Consider the following 25,315-nt stretch of genomic DNA (forward strand, 5'->3'; position numbering starts at 1 on the left):
CGCGCTGCCGTCGCTCGCCGCACGGGCTGTGGTTCATACGGCAACACTCACTGCCCGGCCGGCTGCGGCTGCACCGGCCCCGAGGCCCGGCAACGCGACCACCTCGATCCCTGGATGCGCGAGCTGCCTACGGGGCAACGGTGGTGCCGTGTCCGTGGCCTGAGCATCCAGCCGACCCCGCCGGGGTCAGGTGCCGCGGGCCGGTGACGCAGGTGGCGCCGGTGACGCCGCTGTCCTTGGCCGCACAGGCCGATCAAAAATTGTCGGCCGTTTCTGAAACCGCCCTCGCGTCGCCGACGGAATGCCTTTCCACGAGGTTCGAGATGCGCTCGAACAACGGAAGGGGTATCCGCCATGACCACTCGTGTCGCGGGTGCGGCTGTGACCGCCGCAGTCGCTGTTGTCCTGTCTGTCACCGCCGGCGCTCCGGCTCTCGCGCAGCCGCAGGCCGCGGAAGATGATCAGGCCACCGTGTCGGTGCTGCATGCGGTGCCGGGCCTGACGGTCGACGTCTACGCGGGAAGCGACGAACTCATCGCCGACTTCAAGCCCGGCACCCTGACCGACCCGATGAAGCTCGACGCCGGCTCCTACGACATCAAGATCTTCAAGGACGGTGAGGGCCCGGACGGAACGCCCGCCATCGAGAAGACCGTGGACGTGCCCGCCGGCGCCAACGCCACCCTGGTCGCTCACCTGACGGCCGAGGGCGATCCCGCCCTGGACGCCTTCGTCAATGACACGTCCCAGGTGCCTGCGGGCAAGGCCCGTCTCACCGTGCGCCACGTGGCCGCCGCTCCCGCGGTCGACGTGCGCGCCGACAAGACTCCCGTCTTCAAGGATCTGGAGAACCCCAAGGAAGCCAAGGGTGAGGTGGCGGCCGGCACGGTCTCCGCCGACGTGGTCCTGGCCGGAACCGACACCGTCGCGATCGGCCCGGCCGATCTGAACCTGGCCGAGGGCACGAACACCATCGTCTACGCGTGGGGCAGCGCCGAGGACAAGAACCTGGCGCTGGCGACGCAGACGCTGACCGATCTGCACTCCGCACCGGGCGGTGTTCCCGCTGGTGAGAGCGGGCAGGCAGCCGCCCACAACGGCAGCGTGCCGCTGGGCGCGCTCTCACTGGGCGCCTTCTGCGCACTCATGGCGGGCGGGCTTCTGCTCAAGTTGCGGTCCTCCGCGCGCTGACGCGACGACGCAAGAGTCCGGGTGCCGTCGGATGCGGCACCCGGGCTGCCGAGAACCGGTGAGGGGTTTGGAATGGGTAGACCGCTGTCGCGGCGCGGCTTGGTCGTCGGACTGTGTCTGGCGCTGATCGGGTGTGCTGTCGCGGCCGGGCTCGCCGTGGCTTCCTGGCCGGACAGCGATGCGGCCGGCAGCGACTTCGGCCGTGTGCCCGCCGCGGCTGCTACGACGCCGGCGCGGACCGAGGCCCCACCGACCGAGCGGACGGCCACGGGCGGAACAGGCAGGGACGCATCAGACAGTGATACGTCGGGCAGCGCCACGTCAGGCAGCGATGCCGCTGCCACCCGGCCGTCCCGGCTGTCCCTGCCCAGGCTGGGCATCAGTGCGCCGGTCGATCCCGTCGGGGTCGCCTCCGACGGACAGGTCGAGATCCCCGAGGATCCCCAGCGGGTCGGCTGGTACCGGTTCTCTCCCGCGCCGGGGGCACCGCAGGGGTCGACGGTCGTGGTGGGGCATGTGGACTCCGACGGCCAGGGCCTGGGCGTCCTGGTCGCGCTGAACGAGGTGCGCCGCGGAGACCAGGTTCTCGTGCGGCGAGCGGACGGCGCACGCATGACGTACCAGATCACCGCCCGCCGGACGGTCGCCAAGGACGCCCTGCAGTCCTCCGGTGCCTTCCGCCGCGACGGCCCCGCGGTCCTGACACTCATCACTTGCGCCGGACCGTACGTGTCCGACCAGGGCGGATATCAGAACAACCTTGTCGTCACAGCGGTTGCGAGGCCGCGGTGACATCCACCTGGGGCGGATCCGAGGTCCTGGCGGCTAGTGTGGCGACCGTGGCCTCCGCCTCCGACGAGCAACTGGGGCATGGCTTCCTCACAGGCGACGAGTCATGCCTGACCGAGGCGTACCGGCGATGGGGCGCCTTGGTCTTCACCCTGGCGGCAAGGAAACTGGGAGATGCTGAGGAGGCCAAGGACGTCACGCAACAGGTGTTCGTCGGCGCCTGGCGCGGACGCACGGGATACGACGCACAGCGCGGCTCTCTCAAGACGTGGATCATGGGCATTGCGTACAAGAAGGTCGCCGACGCCCTCACCCGGCGTTCACGGCACCTTCGGGACGTCGATGCGGTCAGCGCCGCCTCGACGGCGGGGCAGGCACAACATCAGTCGGCACCCTCAGACGGAGTGCTGGACTTCGTACTGCTCACGGACGAGCTGGACAGGCTGCCCGAACAGCAGCAGACCGTGCTGAAAATGGCGTTCTACGAGGACCTCACGCAGGCCCAGATCGCCGAACGCACCGGGCTGCCGCTGGGCACGGTCAAGAGCCACACACGGCGCGGACTGATGCGCATGAAGAACCGGTTGGAGGTGGACGGTGGAACACACGGATGACGCGACGCTCACGCTGGTCGCGCTGGGAGAGGAACCGTCCCCCTCGGTCTCCGACCACCTGCTCACCTGCAGCCGGTGCCGTCAGGAACTGCAGACACTGCGCCGCGTAGCCGCTGCCATGACGGCTCCCTCACCCACGGACAGCGACCTGCTCCCAGCGCCCCCCGAGGTGTGGGACGCTGTCGCGGATGAACTGCACCTGTCCGTGACGGATCGTGAGGCGACCGACGCGGCGGATGCGGCAGCGTCCGATCGGCGCTCGCGGGACGTCGGTGCGGAAGCCCCTGCGCCCGGCGGCGACGCCAGGCCGCCGACAGGTGGAAGCCCGCTGGGCAAGCGGCGCCGGCTCGCACGCTTCACCGTGGGCCTCGCCGCGTGCACCGCCCTGCTCGGCGCTGCGGCCGGCTCCGGCATCACCTGGTGGATCACGCACAACAGCACGAGCACCGCCCCGTCCGCCGAGGACGGCAACCGACTTACGTCGCTTCAGGCCAACTCGGCCGGCTACGCCAGCCTCAGCGACAGCGACGGACACCGCCAACTGGAGATCACGGTGAAAGGACTGCCCCAGACGGCCGGCTACTTCGAGGTCTGGCTGATGGACAGCACCCACACCAAGCTCATCTCCATGGGCGTCCTCGGCCCCGACGGCCACGCGACACTGCCCGTACCCGACAACGTCGACCTGACCGAATACTCCGAGGTCGACGTCTCCCTCCAGCCCTACAACGGCAAACCCGACCACTCGGGCGACAGCCTGGTGCGGGGACCTTACGCAGGCTGAGCAAGATCCGGTCAGCCTGGCAGGCGCTCAAACCGGTAGCGACTCCGTGGCGAGAACACACTCTGCTCCGCAGGGTTCGGGCGGCCGGGCAGCACCATGCCCCCATCGTGCGCAGTTGCTCCGACGGGGTGCCCTGCGGTGATGTTCGCCAGGGTGCTGTTTCAGGGCCGCGCGCCAGCACCGGGGACGCCTCCACAGCACGGCACGCCGCGGGTCGCCGCCGTCGCCTACGACGACTCCACTGTCGAAGTGCAGACCACCGAGCTGGGGGAGGTTCGCGCCACCAGCGTCGAGATCGTGGCCATGAAGCCCCGACGACACCGGGAGCGCCATCAGGCGCTCGCACAGACCGAGGAGGAGCCGCCAGCACGAGAGCGACCGCCCCTGGAGCTCCTGACACCGCCTGGCGAACCGGACGCGGTGCCCAGTGTGGCATCGCCGACCCGGCCAGGATGGGGCCCGGTCCTGATCGCGACTCAGGGCATAGCGACCTTCGCGAGCGGTGGTGATCTGATCGGCCAGGATGCGGCCACCGCGCATCCGCGGTGCTGCCTGCAGCATGTCCTGCCCGGTGTGCTCGATGCCGTCCTGGGCCAACTGGTCGGGAGAGCCGAAGGCCTGCAGCGGGGCCAGGACAGCCGGGTGCCGCAGACGCCTCCGCCCAGAACTCGACCCGATCGAAGCGAATGCCCTGATGAATCTCGCGTACCCGCAGTCTGGAACGTTCACCCAGACCGCCAGCTGCCGAGGCACCACTACTACGGCCCATCTCCAGCCAGGCGCCTTTGAGACGCAGTCGATTGCGTTGACGGTCCACACGCGCACGGACCTCGTGAAGACCTGCATGACCATGCCCCCCGCATCGCGTGCGCCGGCCGTGCAGGGGGCGTTGTTGGGCCCGAGGTCAATGGATCTCGCCGAGGGTGTTGCGCAGCCAGTCGAGGGGATCCGTCGCCAGCAGTTGGTCGGCGAGTTCGTTGGCTGTTTTTGTGGTGAGTCGGCTGCGGCTGTTGTCGATCCACCGTTGCGCCAATTCGTATCCCTGGGCGCGGTATTCGATGCCTTGGAGCATGCATTCCAGTTTGTCCGCGTCGCGTGCGCAGATGGCCTCGGCGGTTTCCCGGGCCTCGTATTCCGAGACCAGGTCGCGGATGGTTGAGGCGAGGAGGTCCGGCATGCCGGCCGTCTGGTCGGCGGTGACGGCCTGAGGGTCGGGTTCGCTGGCGTACTTCTTCGCGAGGTGGTTGAGGTCGCCGGTGCGTGTTTCCTGCGAGTCGTGCCAGACGGCGAGGAACGCGGCGCGTGCGGGGTCGGCGCCCTCGAGCTTGGCGATGACCGAGGCGATGAGCGAGGTTCGCCAGGAGTGCTCGGCCACGCTCTCGGGATCGCGCACGCCAGCCATCCACCATCCGGTGCGCTTGGACTGCTTGAGCGTTCCCACTTCGTACAAGAACCGTGCCACCTGGGCCAGTTCATCGGCCACGGTCGGTCTCCTCTCACGCCTGGGCAAGGCGGATCGCGTACCTGATGCCGTCCAGCTCACGGAGGGCGCGAGCGGACAGCTCGTGGCTATCCAACATCACCGGCAGCCGGTCGTGCAGGGCGCGGTGCGCTGCGCCGGAGTGGAGCAGGTTGGGGCGGATGGCGAGCAGGGACCAGAGGGAGTGGATGTTGAGGTCCACGTAGCCGTGCTGGGGTGCGAGACCCTGGGCTAAATGGGAGAGCAGCTTGTCTCCCGGCCATGGCCTGGGGGTGTGGGAGGCGATGAAGTCGTCTGAGAGTTCGAGGTGAGGGTGCTCGCCGACCCAGTACGCCCAGTAGTTCAGATTGGCGGCCTCGCCCGCGTCGTCGTCAACCAGGGCAGTGTCGATGAAGTGGCTCATCCGGTCGCGGTCGCCCTGGCGTGCGGCGACAGCTGCCACGGAGCGTGCGTTGAGCCAGTCGATCAGCCAGCTGCTGGGCCGCTCGGTGGCCTGCTGGTGAGCCAGCCACTGGGCCGTGTCCTGCTGGTCGTCGTAGCCTGAGAGGTACAGCGCCTGCCGGCGTAACAGGAACTGCTTCTCGCCGCGGGCCCGTTCGGCGGTGTTCCGCATTTGCTGGAAGAAGCGGCGCCTGTCATCAGTGCGCAGCTCGGGAGCCGATGGGACGGGGCCGCGCCGCGGCCGCGGGATGGCCGGCAGGTCGCGAACGGGCTGGGGCGGCACGCTGTTGAGGGGCCAGGTCAGGACCTCCACCAGGTCACGCTGCATGACCCAGGCCCCCAGCGGACTGTCCTGCGTCGGCGCCTCCTTGTCCAAGGCGCTGGCCAGAAGAACGTCTGCCTGCATGGCCCGCTCCAGCGCCTGCAACAGCGCGGGGGCCGTGCCGAGTTGCATCAGCCGATGACGGTGCACGAGCATTTGGCCGACGGGGACAGCCGTCATCGGCCGCCGCCCCGACTCCCATCCCGCGATGGTGTCTGAAGAGACCTTGAGCACCTCGGCGATGGACTCCTGCGTGTGGCCGAGTTGCTCACGAATGACCCGGAACACGTAGCCGGACACAACCCCGATGCGAGGCCGTGACGGCGAACCCCGACCCTCAGTCAGGGATCCTGCCGAACTCGACGGCATCCTAACCACCCATTCCCGCGCAGCGCCGCGCTACCTGTACTGCCAGTCACTTCAGGAGGCAGTTGCCTCTTTCTACTGTCCTGGTAGTCGCTTCACAACTGAGCGTATAGGGAAGGTGCTGCCGTGGATGCCCGTATGCCTGTGAGCATCGAGATGCCGGATGCCGCCCGCTGGCTGTCGGCCATGTCCTCAGCGTCGAGCCATGACCGGATCCGCATGGAGTGGCAGCAGCACGGTGTGGCGCTGCTGCCTCTCGGATCATTCTTCGAGGCGGTTCGCATTCCAGCAGCCGTGGCCCAGCTGGCATTCTTCAGCGGCAATTGGTGTGTCGTGGCCGATCGGCTTGCTGAACACCTGCAGGGCGGGCCTGTCATCCACGACCCCAGGGGCCGCCGCTACTACGCCCTGGTCCCGCCGGGCACTGCGGAGAACTGGCGGGCGCCTGCAGCCCAGTGCCTGGGGGAGGGAACCTATCTCGGTGTGCCCCGCCCTGACCTGACGGCGCTGGATCAGCGCACGCTCTGCTCGTACTGGGCTGTGCCGATGAGTCGGCCGGGCAAGCTCTGTCGCGTGTCGGACGTGCTGACCCTGGTCATGGTGGGCGGGGTTCTCGACGAGGACTGCGAGGCCCCCTCATGACCGGCATCGGGACTCAGTGGTGTACGGGCGAGTTGCCGGCTGGCGTCGCCACGATGCGGGCGAGCGTCGCCCTGGTTCTGCCGCCTGATGTGACCTCCGGCGACCGGCAGGTGCTGGAGACGCTGACCGGGATGCTGCGCGGGCACATGGAGCTTCTCATTCCGGAGGTCCAGCTGGCCGCCGCCGGGCTGCCCCATGATGACGTGCCTCGGTATGTTGCTCTTGCCTGTGTCCGTGAGGCTCGCGGCAAATTGGTTGCCCGTCCCGGGCTGACGCCGTATGACGCCATCGCGCACGTGCGCAGACTCGGCCGGTCCCTGGTGGCATTGTGCGACCACTTCGAGACGCTGACCGGCGTGCGCATGTGTGTGGCCTGTGACCAGCCCATCAGGCAGGGCGAGGCGACACGCCCGTACGACCGGGCCAGCCCCTCCGGGGGAGCCGCCGTCTCCGGCCAGATTCACGGCCGCTGTGGCAACACCATCCGCCTCCAGTGAGTCAGCTCGCTGGCTGCCCCTGCTTGAAGGGGCGCCCGTCCCTGTAGGGGAAGCATGGTCCCGGCGGGAGGGTCTCCACCCCCCTGGCTCGGTCAAGGAATTGCCCACCGCAACACGTGACCTGCCCGTCCTCAGAACGGCACGATCCGTACACAACTTCATCCCGTCGCAGCTCAGCATGAGGAAGTCGTTGATGCGGTGGTTTTTGATCTCGGTGACGACGTGCAGCCAGCCTTAGCCGAAGTCGCCGGCCCATCAGCCTGGCGGGCCAAGCCGGCGCGTTGGGAACAGCCGGGCAGGCCAGCCGGTTGCATCGACCGAGGGAACGGCGCCGAATGGGCGGGGATCATGGAGACCAGATGGTCGTTCGCCCCACCAGGCTCCGGGCCCCAAAGCGGTATGCCCGTCACGCAGGCGGACCAATAGCTAATTTTTTGCAGGAGGACTGTTTCATGACTGACCGGCCCTTGACGCTTATGGCAGTACACGCCCACCCAGACGACGAGGCCACCGGAACCGGAGGGGTCCTCGCGCGGTACGCGGCGGAAGGTATCCGCACGGTTCTCGTGACATGTACCGACGGCCGTTGCGGTGACGGACCGGGTGGTGTCAAGCCGGGCGATCCCGGGCACGATCCGGCGGCGGTCGCCCTGATGCGCCGTCAAGAACTCGAGGCGAGCCGGGACGTCCTGAAGATCAGCGATCTGGAGATGCTGGACTATGCCGACTCCGGGATGATGGGCTGGCCGAGCAACGACGCCCCCGGGTCCTTCTGGCAGACCCCCGTGGCGGAAGGCGCTGCCCGACTTGCGGAACTCATGCGGCACTACCGGCCTGACGTGGTCGTCACCTACGACGAGAACGGCTTCTATGGCCACCCCGATCACATCCAGGCCCACCGCATCACGATGGCGGCGCTGGAGATGACCGAGCTGACACCGAAGGTGTACTGGACCACGATGCCCCGTTCGGCGATGCAGCGGTTCGGGGAGATCATGCGCGAGTTCGGCGAGGACATGCCGGAGCCGGATCCTGCCGAGGCCGCCGCGCTGGCCGAGATCGGCCTCCCCGACGATGAGATCACCACGTGGGTGGACACCACCGCGTTCAGCGGCCAGAAGTTCGATTCGCTGGCCGCGCACGCCAGCCAGGGCGAGAACATCTTCTTCCTCAAGATGGGCAAGGAGAGGTTCAGTGAGTTGATGGGCATGGAGACCTTCGTACGTGTCCAGGACACCACCGGCGCGGCCGTGCCCGAGAACGATCTGTTCGCCGGACTTCGCTGATCCACCTGATCAGGAAGCGCAAGTGCGAGCTGGACAGGTCGATCGCGGACGGGTAGGCAAGCACGACGACGCTCCCGGTCTAGCGAGTGATCTCGCTTGGGAACTCGTCTACCAGGAGATTCACGACTTCGCGTGACCAGGCGCAGCCCGCCTCATAGCGGCCCGTCGCCAGGTTGGGCCGTGCGTGTATCGATCAATCCTCGTTGGGCCGCCACAGCCAGCGGAGAGCGTCCGGCAGCAGGACGCCGCCGTGGTTGGGGCTGTGCCCGCCGTCTCCCAGGACGAGGCGGAAGTCGTAGCCCGCTTCAGCGAGAGCGGCTGCCACGCGAAGGTTTTCGGCGAGCCAGTTCCCCCTTGGTTCATTCCAGCGCAGGTCGCGGTGGCCGCCTTGCATGAAGATGCGCAGCGGCTTGCGAGGGACGCGAGAGATGAGGCCTGGGTAAGGGTTGCCGTCCGGCATCTGCGCGAAGCTGGACAGGTATCCGATGACGCGGCGGAACTTGTCCGGACGCAGCCACGCGGCGGTAAAGGCGCAATTGCCGCCGCTGCTCCCGCCGCAGATGCCCCACCTTCCGGGCGACTGGGCGATGCTGTATCGCTCCTCAACCTGCGGGATGATCTCGGTGAGGAGGAAGGTCACGTACTGGTCGTCGAAAGCGTCGTACTCGTTGTTGCGGTTCTTCGGGTTCTCCGCATAGGGGAAGACGCCAGGATCGACGAACACGCCGATGGTGACGGGGATGTCGCCGCGGTGAATGAGGTTGTCCAGGACGATCGCGCCGCGTACCTCCCCTGCAGGGTCCAGGTACCACCATCCGTCCTGGAACACCATCAGGGACGCCGGTTGCGCCGGGTCGTACTGCGCGGGCACGTGGACCCAGAACTTCCGGATGGTTCCCGGGTAGACCTTGCTGTCGCTCCACTCGAGCTCGATCGTCTCGCCAGCGAGCACGCCCGGCTGTAGAGCGGAATCAGGTCCGTGGATGTAGCGCACGTCGGCCTGGTCGATCGGAAGCGGCTGGTAGGGCATTTCGATGGTCACGCGGAGCAACCGTAGGGCGCGCCCCACCCGTGGCCGCAAGGGGTTTTCATCCGGACTCTCCACCTCGCATCTGCAGTGCGAGGTTGGAAGGGCTCGCTACGTTGTTCTGTGGGAGGCGGTGAGTTCTTTGCCTGCAACGCAGTTCTCTGCTGGTTCCTGAGCCGGATTGCGATGCGCTCGATTTTCCGGAGCATCGGGTGTACCCGGCGTTGTCGTTGTCAGGTCCGCTTACCTCCCGAAGAGCCATAGACCCTTCGTCCAGTTCCAGGATCCTGCATTCCAGCCCAGGTGCCGAGCCATGGGAAGCACAGCGCTCGCGTAATTGCGAGGCCCCGTCAGGTATGACCTGGCGGGGCCTCTGCGTGGGGTGAGGGCAGTAGTGAACGGCCATGGAGCGGACGGTGGATCCGGGGAGGGGGCGATTCGCCGCCGCCGGCACAGCCCGCCGTAGCGACCGCGTCGGGTCGTCGAGAGTCGTGCCGACGCTGCCCGCACACGGAGCTGCGGGCCGGTCAGTCGGGGGCAGTGTCTGTGTCGGTGGCCGAGTTCGTCAGTGCTTCGACTTGGGCGGCGAGGCCGGGGTGGGCGGCTGCCAGGTGGGGGTGGGTGGCGTGCAGGGGGCGGAGGAGGGCGGCCGGGTCGTCGTGGGCGAGGGCCGCGTTGAGCTGGCTGAGCGGCCTGCGGGCGGCGGCGGGCAGGTCGGTGAGGGCGCTGATCTGGCCGGCGAGACGGCGCAGGTCGGCGGCGTTGCGGCGGGCGAAGGCGGCGGCGTTGCGGTCGGCGGCGCGGCGTTCGCGGACGGCCTGGACGCGCTGTTCGCCGGTGGTTCCCGCGGGGCCGGGGCGGCCGCGCAGGTAGCGGCGTTCGGCGGCCTGCCGGCTGGCGACGCCGAGAGGGGCGGCGAGGTCGGCCCAGCTGGCTCCCGCGTCCCGGGCGGTTTCGATCAGGCCGTTCTCCCACCCGGCGAGCTGCTCGCGGACCTGCCGCAGCAGCAGAAGTGAGGCCAGGGCCTGCTCGGGACCGGGCTCGAGTGCCTCGGGGGCGGCGGGATCTTGACGCTGGGCGACCCGCAGTGCGTCATCTATCGCCTGAAGGGCCGCCGCCGCGGCGAGGAACGAAGCCGGGCTGCGGGCGTCGGAACTGGAAGAGACCGGCTGGTCAGCTGCTGTCACGGGCACCTCCCTCGGGCCGTCATCCTGTCGACGACACCGTGCTTGTCATCCATTGGATGACATGTTACAACGGTTTCAGCGAAGCGCATTGGCAGCAACTGCCCAAGACTGCTGGAGGTGTTTTCACGATGTTGATGCGCACCGACCCCTTCCGTGAGCTCGACCGGCTGGCGCAGCAGCTGGTGGGCCCGGGTACCTGGTCGCGGCCGTCCACGATGGCGATGGACGCCTACCGTGAAGGCGACGAGTACGTGGTGGCATTCGACCTCCCCGGCGTGACCGCGGAGGCGATCGACATCGACGTCGAACGGAACATGCTGACCGTCAAGGCCGAGCGCCGCCCCGTGGCGAAGGCCGATGACGTGCAGATGGAACTGTCCGAGCGGCCCCTGGGTGTCTTCTCCCGCCAGATCGTGCTCGCCGACACGCTCGACACCGAGCGCATCAAGGCCGACTACGACGCCGGTGTGCTCACCCTGCGGATCCCGATCGCCGAGCGCGCCAAGCCCCGCAAGATCTCCATCGGCGTCGGATCCGGCCACAAGGAGATCTCCGGCTGAACCACGTCCGAACCGCGGCGGAGGACGGGTGACCGATCTCCCCCTCAACCCGTCCTCCGCGCGCTCCGTGGACCGACGAAGGGTGGCGGCCGACGTGACCGTGAGATGGGAAGCGTTCCTCGATCAGGTCAAGGAACGCGGTCAGTACGACAGCCTGCAAGAAGCGGAACGCGCGGCCCGCGTGGTGCTTGCCCTGCTCGGCGCACACCTGGTCGGCGAGGTACGTGCCCAGCTGGCGGCGCGCCTGCCGGAAGCCTTCGCCCTGATCCTCCTCAACCCGCTGCAAAGCAAAGAGCCACTTTCTCCGGAGCGGTTCGTGCGGGCGACGGCAGCCTGGATCGAGGGAGCCACCGAGCAGACCGCGGCCTGGGACGTCAGCGCCGTCCTCAGCACCGTCGCCGACACTGCCGACGCCGCCGACGACGACCTGCTGGGACAGATCCTGCTCCAGCTCCCCGCGGGCTACGACCTCCTCTTCGGCCGCCCCCAGCCCACCTGACCAACCGCACAGCCCCTGCCCGCACACCGGCACGGCAACGAATGACAGAAAGGCACACACCGCAGTGATGTCCGACCGGCGTCCACCTCGGCAGCACACGCCCGTCATGACGTACGAGCAGCTGCTGGAGAAGGTGCGATACGAAGGCGCCTACCCCACTCGGGAGAGAGCCGAGGAAGCCGTCCGCCTCGTCCTCGCAGGACTCGGACGCCAGCTGACCGGCGACGAACGCGTCGAACTCGCCGCCCGCCTCCCCGTCGAAGCCGCAACAATCCTCACCGCACAGATCCCCGCCACCCAGCCGCTGACCGGATGGGCCTTCGTCAAGGACCTGGCCACCCGCAGCGGAGCCACCCCGGCCACCACCCGCTGGGACACCGGATCCGTCCTGAGCGCCGTCGCCGCCCTGGCCGGCACCGATCTCCTCACCCGCATCCTGCACCAGCTCCCCTCCGGCCACGCCCTGCTGTTCGGCCGCGCCGAACTCACCCAGGCCGCCTAGCCAGCCGGGCCCTTCCCCGCAAGGGCATGCCGCTGACCGTGACGCGTACACCGTAGCAACGAGCCCCGCACAGCAGTCGGGCCCGGGAGTCGGCGAAGTCCCCGGCAGCCACCGGCGTCAGCCGCGGTCGTCTGGGAGGACACAGACCTGCAGACCATGAAGGCCTACGGGGAACTACCCATACCCATGAGGGCCGAGGCTGGGCGGCCGCAGGCTCCGTGTGGTCCGGCCGCTGGGCGGGCACATTCCTCATGGCTCAGACGGTGTAGGTGAATTGCCACCAACCGCTGCTGGGGCCTGAGCTTCCGTCCTCGGCGATGCCGGTTACCCGCCAGCGGCCCGCTTGGGCGCCCATGAAGTCGAACTGGTAGTTGGTACTTGCTGTCTCGTCGCGGATCCAAGGACGCCACTCGGTGTCGTAGAACTCGACCTCGACGGTGTACCGGCTCGCCCCGCTGAGGGACTCCCAGGTCAGCGTGGTGGTCCGTGGGAAGGTGTCGAACACCGTGCCGTCGGCGGGGCTGACCTGCACGGGGGCCTGCATGCTGGTGTCGTAGCGGAAGTATCGCCAAGGGCTAGTGCTTCCGCTGGCGCCGTCCGCCGTGATGGCGGTGACTCGCCACCGGCCTTCGTTGTCGCCGGGCCAGGCGAAGTTGTGGCTGGTGTCGCTCGTTGTGGTGTTGGCCTGTGGGGACCAGGCTCCAACGGTCACGCAGTGCTGGCACTCGACCTCGACACGGTAGTCGGATGCGCCTTTCACACCGGCCCATTCGACGGTCGTGGTCCGCGGCGAGTGAGTGAATACCGCTCCGTCCGCCGGCTGCAGGAGCGTAGGGGCGGGCAGCGTGGACGACGTGCTGCTCTCGCCCCCGCCGCGGCTCGCGGATTCGCTCTCGCCCGTGGCGCCTTTGGTGGCGTCGCCTTCGGTGTCACCGGTCCCTCCCGCACCGCCGGTCCCTCCCGCGCCGCCGGGGATGCGGGACGAGCCGCCGTCGGGGTTGGCGCTGCTACCGCCGCTCTGGTCGGCGCCTTGCGAGGGTGCGGCCGACTTGTCATCGGGCAGGTGGTCACGAACGAATGCGGCCACCAGGACGGTGCACACCACCAGTACGGCGATGGAAAGGGCGTAGGCGGCTGCATGGCCGACGCGCCTGACGGTGTCCGCTGACGGTAACGCGGTGGTGGGCCAAAGATCCGCGGACCGAGGCGCGGGGGGAGGAGGTGTGGTCCGGGATGGGGCGGCGAATGATGTTTCCTCATCCGGAGCGTCGTCGACGGGCTCGGCGCTCTCCATGTGGCGGATCAGCGCCTGATCCACCTGGTCCAGCAGCCAAGCGGTGTTGTCCAGCATGGCGTCGACAGCCGGCGGGCGCTGAGCACCGGGCGGCGGCGTGACGATGGGCTGCGGAGGCAGCGGGACTCCAGAGCTCGCGACCTGCCGGTGCAGTCGGGCGGCTTCGTCGCGGAGCTGGACAGCGGGATGCTCCCGGTCGAGGTCGTCGTCAACCGCAGACTCGGTCGGCCGGGATGCCTGTTCGGCCGCCATGGAACGCTGGCGGCGCCGGATGTCCTCCGCCTCCTTCCTCATCCGGTAGAGGGCAGCGAGTTCAGGCCGGGTGACTTCAACGGCCCGCAGGTAGCGCTCCCACAGGTGTTCGCGGACGGTGTCGGTCAGCGGCTGCCCGAGGCTCGCTTCGACCAAGTCCAGCAGCGCGAACAGCTCCGCGTAGTCGGGGAGCTTGTGGCCGTTGGCAATCCTGCCGAATTGCGTTTCGCTGTATCCCAGCTCCCGCACCATCTGGTCATCGGTGAGGCCCTGATGTCTCATCCGATCGAAGAAGACCGCCTGCAGCAGGTTGACGAAGTCCTCCCGCTCCGGCGGTTTCGCCCCCTCTGGAAGCGCATTTCGCGGGCGTCCCTGAGGCTGCCCTCGTTCTGGCTGGCCGCTGCTGTTCTGCCTCGCCAAGTTCTTTCCCCCCGACCCCCGTCCAGGGCTCCACTTCCCCCTGAACTGCACGTTCCTTCCCTGCAGCGAGACTTCTTCGGCCCCGACGGAGCGCGGGCACACCGCCCCGCCGTCCGCTCCGGGATCTGCGCCCACCCGCTGCAGCAGGAGACCAGGATGGCCAACAGGAGTCACCCACCGCATTCGTTCGGACACATTCGCCCCGCAGCAGGGCACGGCGTACGAATCGCCGGGAACTTACGGCCGGTTCTGGCCCTGGCCGCCACCCTCGTGCCGGTCGCAGGGCGCGAGTGAGGTGGGGGCGGGCGGCGGGGTCTACGGCGCGGACGCGCAGCGGCATGGGCGTGCTGCGCCTCCGCCGTCACGCAACCGTCACGCACGTCGCCCTGGGCCTGGTGGCAGGTCTCGAACTCGGAAGACGCGACAGAGATGGCAGATCCGGCGCTCGACCTTCGGCACCGGCGACACGACCACTGCCCGCAGCTCGTCGTCGGACTCCCCACGGTTTCGGCCGAGACACCCGCACCCACAGATCAGCAAACCTGGAGTGACCCGACCCAGTCATCTCGAAGATCATTCAGTGAGGAGGTCCAAGCTTGGCGCCTTATCGTCAGCCGCGGATAGCCGCGGATAGCCGCGTGGCAGGGGGCTCGGGCAGATGGCTCGGGCAGAGGTAGAAGAGTTCGGGATCGCCTTCGTCCAGGCCGTGGAGCAGACCGACCGCGCTCCAGCCGACGCGCTGCAGGAGGAGTTGCATGGGGTGGTTGGAGACGTTGGTCGAGGTGAACAGCTTCGGGCTGGTGCACGCGGCCTCAGCGGCCTTGAGAAGACGTGCGCCCACTCCCTGTCGGCGAGCGGTGGGAGCGACCATCAACATGGTGACGAAGCCCTGCTCGAAGAAGGTGTACTCCAGCACGCCGTAGCCCACGGGGCCGGATGAGTCTTCGGCCAGGAGGGCCGAGTCCTGTTCGCACCAGCGCTGGATATTCGCACGCCGCACATCGTCGCCCGATGCTGCGATGGCATCGACCTCGGCCAGCGCGGGCCAGTCCGAGGCATCCGCGCGGCGTATCACCAGGCTGTCGGCGTTATCAAGACCCATGGGGTGCATCGTGACAGCACGATGCGCCGGGCTGCTTGTCATTTACGTTCGGCGGGCTTGAGCCCTTCTGGTCGTGGACCGGGCGGGCTTCAGGCCCGCTAGCTGCCAGCTCGCTCTCATCCAGGACTGAGGAGTGGATTGGGGGGTAGGCGCGCTCCGCGAGATCGGCGCTTCGGACGTGAGGCGAACGTATGGACATTCCTGAGCAGAATGAGACCTCCCAGCCCTTCGTAGACCGTCCGATCTCAATTTCCGCCGCGTTCGAGGGCAGCGAGGACATCGCCGAGGCTCGAGACCTGACCCGGTCGTTCCTGGCAGATCTCCAGGCCGTGCATGGGCTGACAGTCTCCGACCGTGCGCAGGGCATGGCTCAGTTGGTGGTGAGCGAGCTGGTGACCAACGCCCGGAAGTACGCGCCGGGCCCCTGCCTGCTGACCCTGGAGGTCCGTGAGGGGGCGGTGGAGGTGACGGTGTGGGACAGCGAGCCCTGTCTGCCCGTTGCCCAGGCGGCTGACCCGGGCCGGGTGGGCCAGCATGGGCTGGAGATCGTCGTGGCGGTCTGCCGTAGCTTCGAGATGCACCGAGAGCCAGTGGGCAAGCGCATCACGGCAACCGTCGTACTGGCCGACGACGCGGTCGGGGACGAGGCTGGCGACGGCGTGTGCTGATCAGCCGCCAGGCACAGACCGCCAGGGTGCGGTGCCGCCGTGCGCCTTGGCCGACTCCGCGCGCCCTGGCTGGTGCAGCGACTGCGGTAGGCCAGTTGGCGGCACCGAGCGTTTGCCGGTCTCCTTCTGACGGCCACGGACGGGGACTGCAGCGTGCGGTGCCTGCCTACGGAGGGAATCCGGCCGGCCGTGTTCCACGAGATCATCGCCCGACCCGGCATTGCCGAATCGTTCGACAGTGCTTTCCTGACGACGCCTCAACCCGGCCAACGACCACGGCCGGGCGGACTGACCCTTGTAACTGCCCATTGACGTCCGGTGGCTTCTCCACCGGCAGGAAGAACTGCTCGGCCAGGAACCCGCGGTTCGGGACTACTCAGGCCTGGTGGCCGCCGTGGCCCGGCACCGGGTGAACACACCGCAGCTGGAGATCGGCGAACCCGGCACCCACCGGCGGGCCGCCGCCCTCCTGGCAGCAGGTTGTGCTGCGCCCGCTGGCGGCCCGCAACGCCTATGTCGCCTATGGCGTGGCCGGGGCATACATCCGAGCCTCTGGAGAGAAGATCAACGACCCTGTGAACCGTGACGGGACCGGATTGTTGTTATCCGCTCCCTGCGGCTGACCGTCTACGACGTCGCCGACCACCTGCGGTCTTGCGGCAGTAACGGGTGACCCGGCAGAGGGCCGGCCAGGCTCGTTCGTTCCGAGGCAGTGCTCCCAGCTCTGGCCGGACGGCGTTTCGTCTGGTCGTCGGTCCCGCTCGGCCGGCCCAGCGGTGTGTGGCCAGCGCCTTCCACATCCATCGAGAACCTTGACCGCGGCGGCCGAGGCTGAGCAGGATCCGCCGCGGGTCCCAGCGGGTTTGTCCTTGACCACGACGCCCTCGATGCAGGCCGTGACACAGCCCGTTCAGCCCGTTCAGCGCGGTCACCCGGCAATGGGGTTGCCAGCCGAGGTCGTCACGTTCCTTACGTCGTGGGCACGGTCCAGCTGACGGGGTCACGGCCGTCGACGGCGTAGATGATGCGGTCGGGGCGCGTGCCCTTCTCCACGCTGAACGTGATCTTCCCACGCAGGCATTCACCCGGCGTGAGGAGGACGCCGTGGACGGGATACTCGGGCTTGGGGACGTTGTTCCCGCTGAGGCCGGGCGCATTCAGACGCGTGTCGTCGGGGAAGCCGAGGCTCCACGGGCCCTGTGCGGTCTGGACGTTGGTACTGGTGTCGTCGGCACACAGCTTGATCTCGAGGATGCCCCACTCGCCGTCGGGGAAGTCGGCGGCCGTGTCGGGCAAGTCGACCTTGGCAGGCTGGGCGTAGCTCAGTGCGGTGGTGGTACCGCTGATATGGCTGCCGTCGAGGTCGGTGTCGGACCAGTGGTGCCCTGTCCCCAGTGCGAGCCTGCCGCCGGGTTCGGCCTTGGCTGAGGCGGATGATGCAGGCTTGCTGCCGGCCTTGGTTGTGGCCTTGGCCGGCTCACTGCCGGCGCTCTCGCGGCCACTGCATGCGGTGGCGGTGGCCGCCAGGAGCAGGGCTGCACAGAGCACTGTGCTGGTCTTCATGTTCTCCCCGTGCGTATTGGTGCTGAGGAGCATCATGCGTGACGGGTGGGGCTGTTGGGGGGTGCTGTGGCCGTCCTGTGATACGACGAAGTCCTGGCCGGAGGGGAGAGTCCCACGAAGCCGGGCACCGCCGGCACACTCGTACGCGAAGTTCGGGTGTGATGTGGGCGGACGGCGGCAGGCCGAAGATGAGCGACCTCACTGCTGGGCCGAGTGTGGTTCCCCGGGTGCTTGGTCCTCGCTGCAAGAAGCGAGCGGATGCATGCGTCCCGGCATGCGCGTCGGGCCAGGGCCGCGCGGGGGTCTCCGGTGGACAACTCGGTGGAGCTGGGGCCGGGCTGAACCCGCCGCCGTGATCACGAAGCACGGTCGTGCCGCCGAGTCCGTGAGGCGATGGCATCGGCTTCGTCTGTGAGCTGGCGCATTCCCTGTTGGTCGTCTCCTCGTGCGGCACTGTACGCAGGCGACTGGATCAGCAGTCCGCGCTCGGCTGCGCCGCTGCGGCCCGCGCGAAGGGCCGGATCGTCGGTAGCGTTGAGCGCGATGGACCGCGACTGTTCCTCCCAGACGACGCCCGCCGCGTCAACCGCCGCACGAAGGCCGTCGTCCTTGTGGGCGTGTCTGGCGGAGGTTCGTCGCTATCGGACGTGGGGGCCGAACACACAGGACGAGACGCGGGACTCCTTGGAAGGCGCGGTCGAAGCCTGGTCGGACAGCCCGCACCGCCGGTTTTCGTATGTGGCCCGTCTCGGGCGGGATGGGGTGGGCATGGGGGACGGCGTGTTCGTAGTGTCATCCAGCGTCGGGCCGCAGCTTCTTGCCTGTGGCTTTGACGAGTTGGGGCCTCACCGCAGCCAGGGCCCTGTGACCCGCGGAATCTGGGCTCTGCTCGGGTGCTGGGCAGGCTCGGCATGACGTATGAGGGACGACTGCGTCACACGCAGCTGCTTCGTGACGGCTGGCGACATTCTTTGACTGGCAGTCTCCTCGAAGAGGCATGGCGTGCCACTGACGCAGAGCACCGCTCCGGACCAGTGGCCTGCTCCGCCGAACGGTCCGGTTGGCCCGCCGACCGGCAATCTGCGGGCTCTGGGCACTGAGACCGCCGTGCCCGCGCCGGGGAGGCGTCATCTGCACTGATGCGCAGCCTCGTGCCACTCCGGGCGGTGCGTACCTGCGCGGATTCTGGTCGGGCTGCCCTGTCTGGCGGCGGTCGGCGTGATGGTCGTGGGTAGGGGTGTTGCGGCCGCTCGGATGCTGCCTGGCTAGGGTGATGGTCATGGTTTTGGACCGGGACGGTGTGATGCTGCCGCGGCTGCGGCCGGGGGAGGTCGCGCGGCGAGGCGTGGTCTATGGTCTGGCGGGCGTAGTGCCGCTGGTGGTGGCCGCTTTGAGCATTGCCGGACACAGCGACCGACAAGAGTTCCTCGCTGTTGTCAGCGGGCTTGTCGGCTTGTTCGGCGTGGGCCTGCTGGTCATCGGAGCTGGCTTCTGGTGGGCCAGTGCGGGGGACATCCGGCGCTTGCGAGACTGGCGCACCATCACGGGACAGGCCGCCTCCGTGAGCCTCGTGGGCCCGGCGTTTGTTCGGTCCGGGCTGTTCCTGCTGGTCCTCGGGGCTGCCGCGTTCGGGCTGTATCACCTGGTGGACGCTGCACCGTACGACAGTTGGCTGTACGGCTAAAGCCGCCCGCTGACCGGCAACCGCTCACATGAACAGGTGGGCGACGGGGAGGGACACCGCGCTGGTCGGGGCGGTGTGTCGGGTCGAGCGATACGGCTTCCGGCATGTGGTCTGGGCTGCCGCGTACATGTACGCCCTGGCCCTCTCATCGTGAGCCACCCCTCCTCTGCGGACCTACGCGCCGGCGCAACCGCCGTTCGCACTGCGATGCCGAAACGAAAGCTCTGCTGCGATGCGGTGGCCGCCTGCTCGGCCCCGCCCTTCGGCTCCTGCCGTCTCGAGCGCTCAGAGGGCGCTGCGCATCCCTGTCCGCATGCCACATGCAGGGCCCAAGGAAGCTCGTGTAGGTCGTCGAGCTGATCGGCTGTCGTAGCTGGGTCGTATGGTGCCAAGGGTGCGTTATCTGGTGGAGCCCTTTGTCATGGGGGCGCTGAGGCGGGGTCGTCCGGTTGAGCAGTTTCTCGGGCCGGTCGGCTCGCCTGAACGACCCGGGGTGAGGTATGCCGAGGTCCGGCCGACGGGAACGTCGTACGACGTCTATATCCATGCCGTCGAAGACGTCGGACACGAGAACTTCCTGGACCTGGGCGTGTTCCCGCCCTTCGATCAGGACACCGAGGAAGAGGACTGCGGCCGGCTCCTGGGAAAGGCTGAGGACCCGCTGGCCGCGCTGGTTCTTGCCGAGGAGTGCACGGGCGCTGTGCGCGGGCGATGGGTCAATGAGGGTGTCGTACAAGACGAGTACCGCGACTTCGTCCGGGCCGGCCGCCCGTCCGGCAGGTCGCCGGACGGACATTGCCGGCCTGGCGTGCGCACCGGCCCATGATGATCTGATCGCCTCGGGCATGTGGCCGGTGTCGGGGCCGTGGCGCAGATGGTTGCCGCCGTGCTTGGCGGCATCGGTGGCGGGGCCGCTCGCCATTTCCCCGCACCGGCCTCGCCCGGATGTTGCTGACCACGCCCGACAACCTCAAGGCCGTGCGCTTCGAGGTTCTCGCCAAGCTCCCCGCCGCCTGCCGCGAGATGACCGAACTCGGCGCAGGCATCAGGGACGTCGCCCTGCTCCCCACGCGCCCCACCGGCACTGCCGACGCGATCCGCGCTGGGCCTGCCCCGGTCCACGGGCCCGACCCACCTGCATGCTCACGTGGGCAGGCATGCGCCGCTGACGCCGGCCTTGGCGGCTACGGGGCGTTCGGACGGTCGCGGCAATGCTCGGTGAGGCTTCGGCGTCCTTCGAGATTCAGGGGCGTTTGCATCCCTGGGGCACCTCGGCGTGACGGCCGGCCGCGACCAGGGTGCGGAAGACAAACGCGAGGAGCAGTGCGATCGCAACCAGGAGTCCGCTGACCCACAGCGGCCCGAGGTTCCCGGCCGCGGTAGCGAGTGTGGTCGCGGCGATGAGAGGACCGGTGGCGGCGCCGACGTTGAGGGCCGCTGTCGCATACGACCCGGCCATGGTGGGGGCGCCTTCGGCCTCATAGAGGACCCGTGTGATCAGGGTGCTGCCCATCGCGAACGACAGGGCGCCCTGCACGAACACGAGGGCGAGCAGGGCGAGCGGCTGGTTGGCCAGCACCGCCAGGGCCAGCCAGCCGATGAGGAGCAGTGGGCCGCTGACTGAGATGACCAGGTCGGGACGACGGTCGGAGAGTCGGCCGGCGACGGTGACCCCAACGAAGGAACCGGCGCCGAAAAGGACCAGGACGACAGAGATCCACAGTTCGCTCAGGCCGGCGGTCTCGGTCACGATGGGGGCGAGGAAGGTGAAACTGCCGAACGTGGCTGCGTTGACCAGCGCGCCGAGCAGCATCGCCAGGAGCAATGGCGGTTTTGTGAGTTGGGTGAGCTCCGCGTGCAAGGCCAGTCCGGCAGGCGCCTGTTGCTTCACACGTCCCGCTGGGATTGCCTTCATGATGCCGACGGCGGCGGGCAGGCAGAGAGCGGCGACGGCCCAGAAGGTGGCCCGCCAGCCGAGCACCGTGCCAAGTACCGACCCGCCAGGGACACCGGCGATCGTAGCCACCGTTGTGCCGGACACGAGCACGGCAAGTGCACGTCCCCTGTTGTCAGGTGAGACCAGCGTGGTGGCAGCCGTCAGAGCGACGGCGAGGAATCCTGCGTTCGCGAGGGCGGCGACGGCCCGGGTGGCGAACAGGACCGGAAAACTGGTGGTGATGGCGCCCACGACGTGAGCTGCCGCGAACGCGACGACGAAGCCGAGAAGGCCCAAGCGCCTGGGCCAGTTGCGGGCAAGCGCGGCCACCAGGGGAGCACCGACAACCATGCCGACCGCGAAGGCGGAGGTGAGCGTGCTTGCAGTCCCGACTGTGACGTCGAGACCTGAGGCAATGTCAGGCAGGAGGCCGGCGAGCATGAACTCCGAGGTGCTCATGGCGAAGACCGCCGTGGCCAGCAGATACAGAGGGAGGGGCATCGAGTGGCTCCGAGGTGAGGAGAAGCACGAGAAAGGTCATCTCGTCACCGCGGCCGGCCCCCAAGGCACGCTTGCCCGGCCGCGGAAGGCGGCGCGAGGACAGGGCTACGAGCTCAGTGGTGCAGGGGGCTGACGGCGTGACCGAAAGCCCCCACCTCGTCTGACTCAGGACTCGACATGGGCCGCACGGTATACCCCTGATACCCCTCGAGGCACCCCGGTTTTCCAGGCACCGGCCTGGGTTGCCAACGTGCCCGAACGGTGGAGTGCTAGATGGTTCGGCCGACTCCCACCGATGGACCCTGCGCGAGGGTCGCCTGGCCTACTCTCCGCGACGACGGAACAGGCTCTTGCGGCGCCTCGCGCGTGCCGGCGGCTGGGTGTGCGGTGGCAGGTCCAGGCCGAGGGATAGTGCGTACACGACGAGGCTGTCTCCGGGACCGTTCCGGAACCGCTTGAGAACGCGTTGGACTGGCCAGGTGACAGGTCCACTGTTCAGCCGGACGCTGACATTGATCTCACCGGCCGGGTCTGTGTCGTCCGTATCCCAGACGCCGCCGAGGCTGAGGCGGATGGTCTCGCCGACGTAGCAGCCCAGGCCGAACAGACGGGTTCCCAGAGCAGTGGCCAACAGGCCGGTGTCCCGGGCCATGCCTGCGCTGCTGTGCTCCGTCATGAACCGCTCGACGTCCCGCAGGCTGGCGGGGGAGAAATCGGCCTGGTAGCCCGAGCTGTTGAGAGCGGAGGCCATCCAGTGCGCACTGGTGCGCACGTCCTGCAGCAGTGAAGTCACTCCCGGATCATCCCTCGCACCACTGACAACACCCCAGTGATCGTCCAGGCCTGTGTGGGTGTGCGATCGGGGTTGCGGCAAGCGCGTCATTGTCACGAGGGCGTCATTGTCACGAGGGGCTTGTCGTCACGAGGTGGCGTCAGCCTCTTCGTACTGCGAATCCCCGCAGCCTAACCTCGCGCTTTCACGAGGTGGGGTGTCCGGGGCTTGGGTCGTACCCGCGTGTCCGCATCGAGGGCGGCGGCCCGGGCGGTGGTCTCGTTGGCCGGGGACGTGCTGCTGGTCGAGACCGTTCGCAAGGTCGGCCTGGACACCGCGATATCAGCAGCGCTCACGCCGTGGCGGAAGGCTCGGGCGGTGCACGAATCCGGGCAACATCCTGTTGGACGTAGCCCTGGTGGTCGCATTGGGCGGGGACTGCCCCGCGGATGGCCAGCCACCGCCACCACGTAGGCGGACGTGGAGCAGTGGCTCCGCTCGCGCTACTGCACGATCGTCGCGCACCGCACCCGTGCGCCGGGCACGCTCGTCGACACGGTCGCCGTCGACCCGATGCCGTGCCCGGCCCGCGTCGCGCTCTGCCGGCCGGGCCCAGCCCGCGTCGCGCGCCCGGGCCCGTCTCGTATCGGTGCAGGTCAGCGGACCTGGACGGATGCGACCAGTGTGTTCAGGTCCGGCCAGAGCTTCTTGTTCGTCTCCGGCAGTACGACCCACAGCACCGAGGGGCGGACCCGCCCGGTGTCGACCACGAGGACCGCGTTCAGGTCCATCGTGGACGGCACCCCGCGTTTGTGGAAGTGGATCTCGCTGACCAGCAGCCAGGCGTCATGTCCGTCGACCTTCAGCGGCTGCGAGGCGACGTCGACCAGGATCGCCTGGTCGCGGGGGTACTCGTAGCGCCGCCGCTCGTCCATCACCGCGCCCGCCACGCCCCGCAGCTCCCCGGTGCCGCCGGCCGCGGCCATGATGTCCTCGTCGACCTGCGTGGACTTCACGAGTGCGCGCTGGCGCCCCTCCTGCTTGCGGGTGAAGCCGTCGAAGACCGGATCCAGCGTCTTGCTCCGGTCCCACGTGCCGCCCAGCTCCGCGTACTCCAGGGAGGAGTCCGTGACGGTGCCGATGACCGGCGAGCCCTCGCCCGGGTAGTCCGGCACCTTGACGGTCCCGGTGAGCCGCCGCTCCTCGGGCAGCGGGGAGGCGCCGGGGGTGAGAGTGGGCACGGGGATGCCCCGCTGCGGGGCGTCCGCGGTGCTGCCCGCGCAGAGGGCGGACGAGGAGTCCGGTGTGCTGTGCACCTGCTGGACCACCTTGCCGTCGACCAGCACGGTGCACGTGACTGTGCCCCCTTCCTGGCCCTCGCGGCTTCTGACGTCCAGATAGAAGTCGGCGCCCGCCGCCAGCGTGACGGTCTTGCGGTACGGCAGGATGGTGACCCCGTAGGGTACGTGGCTGTCCGCCTCCGCGACGGTGAGGTCCACCGAGGGGTGGTCGCCCGTCGCGATGTAGGTGACCTCGACCCGCCGGGATTCCTTGTCCGGGGACGCCCCGTCGTCGCTCGGGTCGCCGACGGCCGTGGCCAGCCCGACCGCGCCGAGCGTGACCACCTCGAAGAGGATCACCAGGATACCGACCAGGTAGAACCCGCCCGGGATCCGGTCGAAGGTCTTCTTGCCGCGGCCGGAGTGGAACTCGCGTCTCGGCTGGGGTGTCTGCGTCATGTCGTCCTCCCCCTCACGCCCGGCCGCTGTCGCCGGACCGGCGGTCGGCCGGCTCGTTGGCGAACCGCGTGGCCAGCAGCCCCGCCTCCCGCGCCTCGTTGAGCATCCGGTGCAGGTCCTGGAGCCGGGACCGGTCGACGAGCCCTTCGATCTCGGCGACGGCCAGCTCGTCCCGCACCGTGTTCACCACCAGCTCGTGCATGTCCTCGCCGAGTTGCTCCAGCTCGCGTACGGCCTCCCACTCGCGGTACGCCGCGTCCGCCACGCGGGTGTTCTCGGCGTACCGCTCCAGCGCCTCCACCCGTTCCTCCAGCGCGCTCGACGACAGCCGCAGCGCCTGCCGCTGCGTCCGCAGCACCTCCTCCACCCGTGCACCGGAGGCGTCCCCGGCAGCGGTGCGCACCTTCCGCGCCAGCCGGGTCAGCTCGGCCAGGCGCTGGGCGATCTCGTACTGCTGGGCCGGCAGCGTCACGTCGTTGGCGATGTCGTCCAGCAGCCCCTCCCGGTCGACCTGCGACTGGAGTACGGCCGTCACGGCGGCCTGGGCGCGCTCCATCCGGCGCAGCGGCGAGTGGCCCAGCAGCTCGCGCAGGGAGTCGTCGCCGAAGTCCTCGGCCAGGTAGTAGCGGCCGTGGCGAAGCCGGGCCACCCGCTGCCGCTCGTCGGTTCCGCAGCCGAGGACGACGATCAGCAGCCAGGCCATCAGGTGCACGCCCACGACGGTCAGGATGAACGCCTCGAACCCGAACTGGACGCCGACCCAGATCAGCCCCGCCTGCGCCGCGAGCCCGACGGCCAGGCCGGGCAACACGCCGATCAGCGCCCACAGGATCGCCACCGGCAAGAGCGCGCACACCGCGGAGACCGCCAGGGCGGTCCAGATGTCCGCCTTGGTACGGCCGCCCAGCCCCGGCTCCTCGGGCAGCGGCAGCGTGGCTGGGAAGAGTCCGTCGGCGGACTTCTCCAGCAGCGCGCGCTCCGCGTCCTCGAGGGCCGGATCCACCACCGGCCGCAGCGCAATGTCCTGCGCCATTCAGCAACACCCCCCACAGGTTCGGGGAGATCGTGACACACGCTGGAGGGGCTGCCCACGTCACCCCTGTTCCCGGCCGTCGACTGAGACGGCGAACCCGAAGACAAACTGTCTTCCTCCCTTGGCCTGATGCCGCTGGTGCCGCTGAGGCCGACGGGGTGCGA

The 25,315-nt window shown here is 68.7% G+C and carries 25 protein-coding genes and 1 pseudogene; 15 read left to right on the top strand and 11 right to left on the bottom strand.

Annotated features, from left to right (window positions below; all coding sequences use genetic code 11):
- The first annotated feature begins 354 nt into the window (after nt 1-354).
- From AC068Z_RS08510 to AC068Z_RS08530, 5 genes are all read left to right on the top strand, one after another.
- A complete protein-coding gene (locus AC068Z_RS08510; RefSeq protein ID WP_478553582.1) occupies nt 355-1,191 on the top strand; it encodes a DUF4397 domain-containing protein in 837 nt (278 codons plus the stop codon).
- Nucleotides 1,192-1,263: 72 nt separating this feature from the next.
- A complete protein-coding gene (locus AC068Z_RS08515; RefSeq protein ID WP_478553584.1) occupies nt 1,264-1,983 on the top strand; it encodes a class F sortase in 720 nt (239 codons plus the stop codon).
- 47 nt (nt 1,984-2,030) lie between these two features.
- On the top strand, nt 2,031-2,594 hold the full coding sequence (locus tag AC068Z_RS08520; protein WP_478553586.1) for a sigma-70 family RNA polymerase sigma factor: 564 nt from the start codon (nt 2,031-2,033) through the stop codon (nt 2,592-2,594).
- Nucleotides 2,578-3,378 (top strand): anti-sigma factor, encoded by an 801-nt coding sequence (locus AC068Z_RS08525; RefSeq protein ID WP_478553588.1) that lies wholly within the window; start codon nt 2,578-2,580, stop codon nt 3,376-3,378. Before AC068Z_RS08520 ends, AC068Z_RS08525 begins: the two co-directional genes overlap by 17 nt.
- A 141-nt stretch (nt 3,379-3,519) precedes the next feature.
- Complete coding sequence (locus AC068Z_RS08530; RefSeq protein ID WP_478553589.1) at nt 3,520-4,167, top strand: hypothetical protein; 648 nt, start codon at nt 3,520-3,522, stop codon at nt 4,165-4,167.
- 115 nt (nt 4,168-4,282) lie between these two features.
- Here AC068Z_RS08530 and AC068Z_RS08535 read toward each other — a convergent pair whose 3' ends face one another.
- Nucleotides 4,283-4,861, bottom strand: a complete 579-nt coding sequence (locus AC068Z_RS08535; RefSeq protein WP_478553591.1) for an HD domain-containing protein — start codon at nt 4,859-4,861, stop codon at nt 4,283-4,285.
- A gap of 13 nt (nt 4,862-4,874) precedes the next feature.
- Nucleotides 4,875-5,990, bottom strand: a complete 1,116-nt coding sequence (locus AC068Z_RS08540) for a helix-turn-helix domain-containing protein (protein WP_478553592.1) — start codon at nt 5,988-5,990, stop codon at nt 4,875-4,877.
- A 141-nt stretch (nt 5,991-6,131) separates the two neighbouring features.
- Between AC068Z_RS08540 and AC068Z_RS08545 the strand changes: the two genes are divergently transcribed.
- The 3 genes from AC068Z_RS08545 (at nt 6,132) to AC068Z_RS08555 (ending at nt 8,412) form a co-directional block, all read left to right on the top strand.
- A complete protein-coding gene (locus AC068Z_RS08545; RefSeq protein ID WP_478553594.1) occupies nt 6,132-6,629 on the top strand; it encodes a hypothetical protein in 498 nt (165 codons plus the stop codon).
- Complete coding sequence (locus AC068Z_RS08550) at nt 6,626-7,126, top strand: DUF6415 family natural product biosynthesis protein (protein WP_478553596.1); 501 nt, start codon at nt 6,626-6,628, stop codon at nt 7,124-7,126. Before AC068Z_RS08545 ends, AC068Z_RS08550 begins: the two co-directional genes overlap by 4 nt.
- 452 nt (nt 7,127-7,578) lie before the next feature.
- Complete coding sequence (locus AC068Z_RS08555; RefSeq protein WP_478553598.1) at nt 7,579-8,412, top strand: PIG-L family deacetylase; 834 nt, start codon at nt 7,579-7,581, stop codon at nt 8,410-8,412.
- Between the two features lie 193 nt (nt 8,413-8,605).
- Here AC068Z_RS08555 and AC068Z_RS08560 read toward each other — a convergent pair whose 3' ends face one another.
- Together AC068Z_RS08560 and AC068Z_RS08565 are read right to left on the bottom strand one after the other, a co-directional pair.
- Nucleotides 8,606-9,454, bottom strand: coding sequence for an alpha/beta hydrolase (locus AC068Z_RS08560; protein WP_478553600.1), 849 nt, complete (start codon nt 9,452-9,454; stop codon nt 8,606-8,608).
- Nucleotides 9,455-9,966: 512 nt separating this feature from the next.
- Complete coding sequence (locus tag AC068Z_RS08565; protein ID WP_478553601.1) at nt 9,967-10,626, bottom strand: type III effector protein; 660 nt, start codon at nt 10,624-10,626, stop codon at nt 9,967-9,969.
- Between the two features lie 128 nt (nt 10,627-10,754).
- On the opposite strand from AC068Z_RS08565, the gene AC068Z_RS08570 reads away from it, so the two are divergent.
- The 3 genes from AC068Z_RS08570 (at nt 10,755) to AC068Z_RS08580 (ending at nt 12,187) form a co-directional block, all read left to right on the top strand.
- The gene (locus tag AC068Z_RS08570; protein WP_478553603.1) at nt 10,755-11,186 is read left to right on the top strand and encodes an Hsp20/alpha crystallin family protein; all 432 of its coding nucleotides are present in this window, start codon (nt 10,755-10,757) and stop codon (nt 11,184-11,186) included.
- A gap of 94 nt (nt 11,187-11,280) precedes the next feature.
- Nucleotides 11,281-11,685 (top strand): DUF2267 domain-containing protein, encoded by a 405-nt coding sequence (locus AC068Z_RS08575; protein ID WP_478553780.1) that lies wholly within the window; start codon nt 11,281-11,283, stop codon nt 11,683-11,685.
- A gap of 106 nt (nt 11,686-11,791) precedes the next feature.
- Entirely contained in the window at nt 11,792-12,187 is a 396-nt protein-coding gene (locus AC068Z_RS08580) for a DUF2267 domain-containing protein (RefSeq protein ID WP_478553605.1), read from the top strand.
- Between the two features lie 256 nt (nt 12,188-12,443).
- Here the strand turns inward: AC068Z_RS08580 and AC068Z_RS08585 are convergent, their stop codons facing one another.
- The gene (locus tag AC068Z_RS08585; protein WP_478553606.1) at nt 12,444-14,153 is read right to left on the bottom strand and encodes a hypothetical protein; all 1,710 of its coding nucleotides are present in this window, start codon (nt 14,151-14,153) and stop codon (nt 12,444-12,446) included.
- A gap of 610 nt (nt 14,154-14,763) precedes the next feature.
- Nucleotides 14,764-15,255, bottom strand: coding sequence for an N-acetyltransferase family protein (locus tag AC068Z_RS08590; RefSeq protein WP_478553607.1), 492 nt, complete (start codon nt 15,253-15,255; stop codon nt 14,764-14,766).
- Between the two features lie 191 nt (nt 15,256-15,446).
- Here AC068Z_RS08590 and AC068Z_RS08595 point away from each other — a divergent pair, with 191 nt between their 5' ends.
- Nucleotides 15,447-15,923 (top strand): ATP-binding protein, encoded by a 477-nt coding sequence (locus AC068Z_RS08595; RefSeq protein ID WP_478553608.1) that lies wholly within the window; start codon nt 15,447-15,449, stop codon nt 15,921-15,923.
- A 969-nt stretch (nt 15,924-16,892) separates the two neighbouring features.
- Here the strand turns inward: AC068Z_RS08595 and AC068Z_RS08600 are convergent.
- Nucleotides 16,893-17,522 (bottom strand): hypothetical protein, encoded by a 630-nt coding sequence (locus AC068Z_RS08600; protein WP_478553610.1) that lies wholly within the window; start codon nt 17,520-17,522, stop codon nt 16,893-16,895.
- Nucleotides 17,523-18,765: 1,243 nt separating this feature from the next.
- Between AC068Z_RS08600 and AC068Z_RS08605 the strand changes: the two genes are divergently transcribed.
- Both AC068Z_RS08605 and AC068Z_RS08610 read left to right on the top strand, forming a co-directional pair.
- Nucleotides 18,766-19,170 (top strand): DUF6336 family protein, encoded by a 405-nt coding sequence (locus AC068Z_RS08605; protein WP_478553612.1) that lies wholly within the window; start codon nt 18,766-18,768, stop codon nt 19,168-19,170.
- A 394-nt stretch (nt 19,171-19,564) separates the two neighbouring features.
- Nucleotides 19,565-19,996 carry a hypothetical protein gene (locus AC068Z_RS08610; RefSeq protein ID WP_478553614.1) on the top strand — a complete coding sequence of 144 codons (432 nt, stop codon included), beginning with the start codon at nt 19,565-19,567 and terminating at the stop codon, nt 19,994-19,996.
- Between the two features lie 417 nt (nt 19,997-20,413).
- Here the strand turns inward: AC068Z_RS08610 and AC068Z_RS08615 are convergent, their stop codons facing one another.
- Together AC068Z_RS08615 and AC068Z_RS08620 are read right to left on the bottom strand one after the other, a co-directional pair.
- Nucleotides 20,414-21,607, bottom strand: a complete 1,194-nt coding sequence (locus tag AC068Z_RS08615; RefSeq protein WP_478553616.1) for a Cmx/CmrA family chloramphenicol efflux MFS transporter — start codon at nt 21,605-21,607, stop codon at nt 20,414-20,416.
- A 322-nt stretch (nt 21,608-21,929) separates the two neighbouring features.
- Entirely contained in the window at nt 21,930-22,400 is a 471-nt protein-coding gene (locus AC068Z_RS08620; RefSeq protein WP_478553618.1) for a hypothetical protein, read from the bottom strand.
- A 191-nt stretch (nt 22,401-22,591) separates the two neighbouring features.
- Here AC068Z_RS08620 and AC068Z_RS08625 point away from each other — a divergent pair.
- Nucleotides 22,592-22,830 (top strand): annotated as a pseudogene (locus AC068Z_RS08625) (transposase); the annotation flags it as partial.
- 205 nt (nt 22,831-23,035) lie between these two features.
- Here the strand turns inward: AC068Z_RS08625 and AC068Z_RS08630 are convergent.
- The gene (locus AC068Z_RS08630) at nt 23,036-24,118 is read right to left on the bottom strand and encodes a hypothetical protein (protein ID WP_478553620.1); all 1,083 of its coding nucleotides are present in this window, start codon (nt 24,116-24,118) and stop codon (nt 23,036-23,038) included.
- A 13-nt stretch (nt 24,119-24,131) separates the two neighbouring features.
- Nucleotides 24,132-25,151, bottom strand: coding sequence for a hypothetical protein (locus AC068Z_RS08635; RefSeq protein ID WP_478553621.1), 1,020 nt, complete (start codon nt 25,149-25,151; stop codon nt 24,132-24,134).
- Nucleotides 25,152-25,315 lie beyond the last annotated feature (164 nt).

The organism is Streptomyces sp. NPDC043726, from assembly GCF_056436565.1.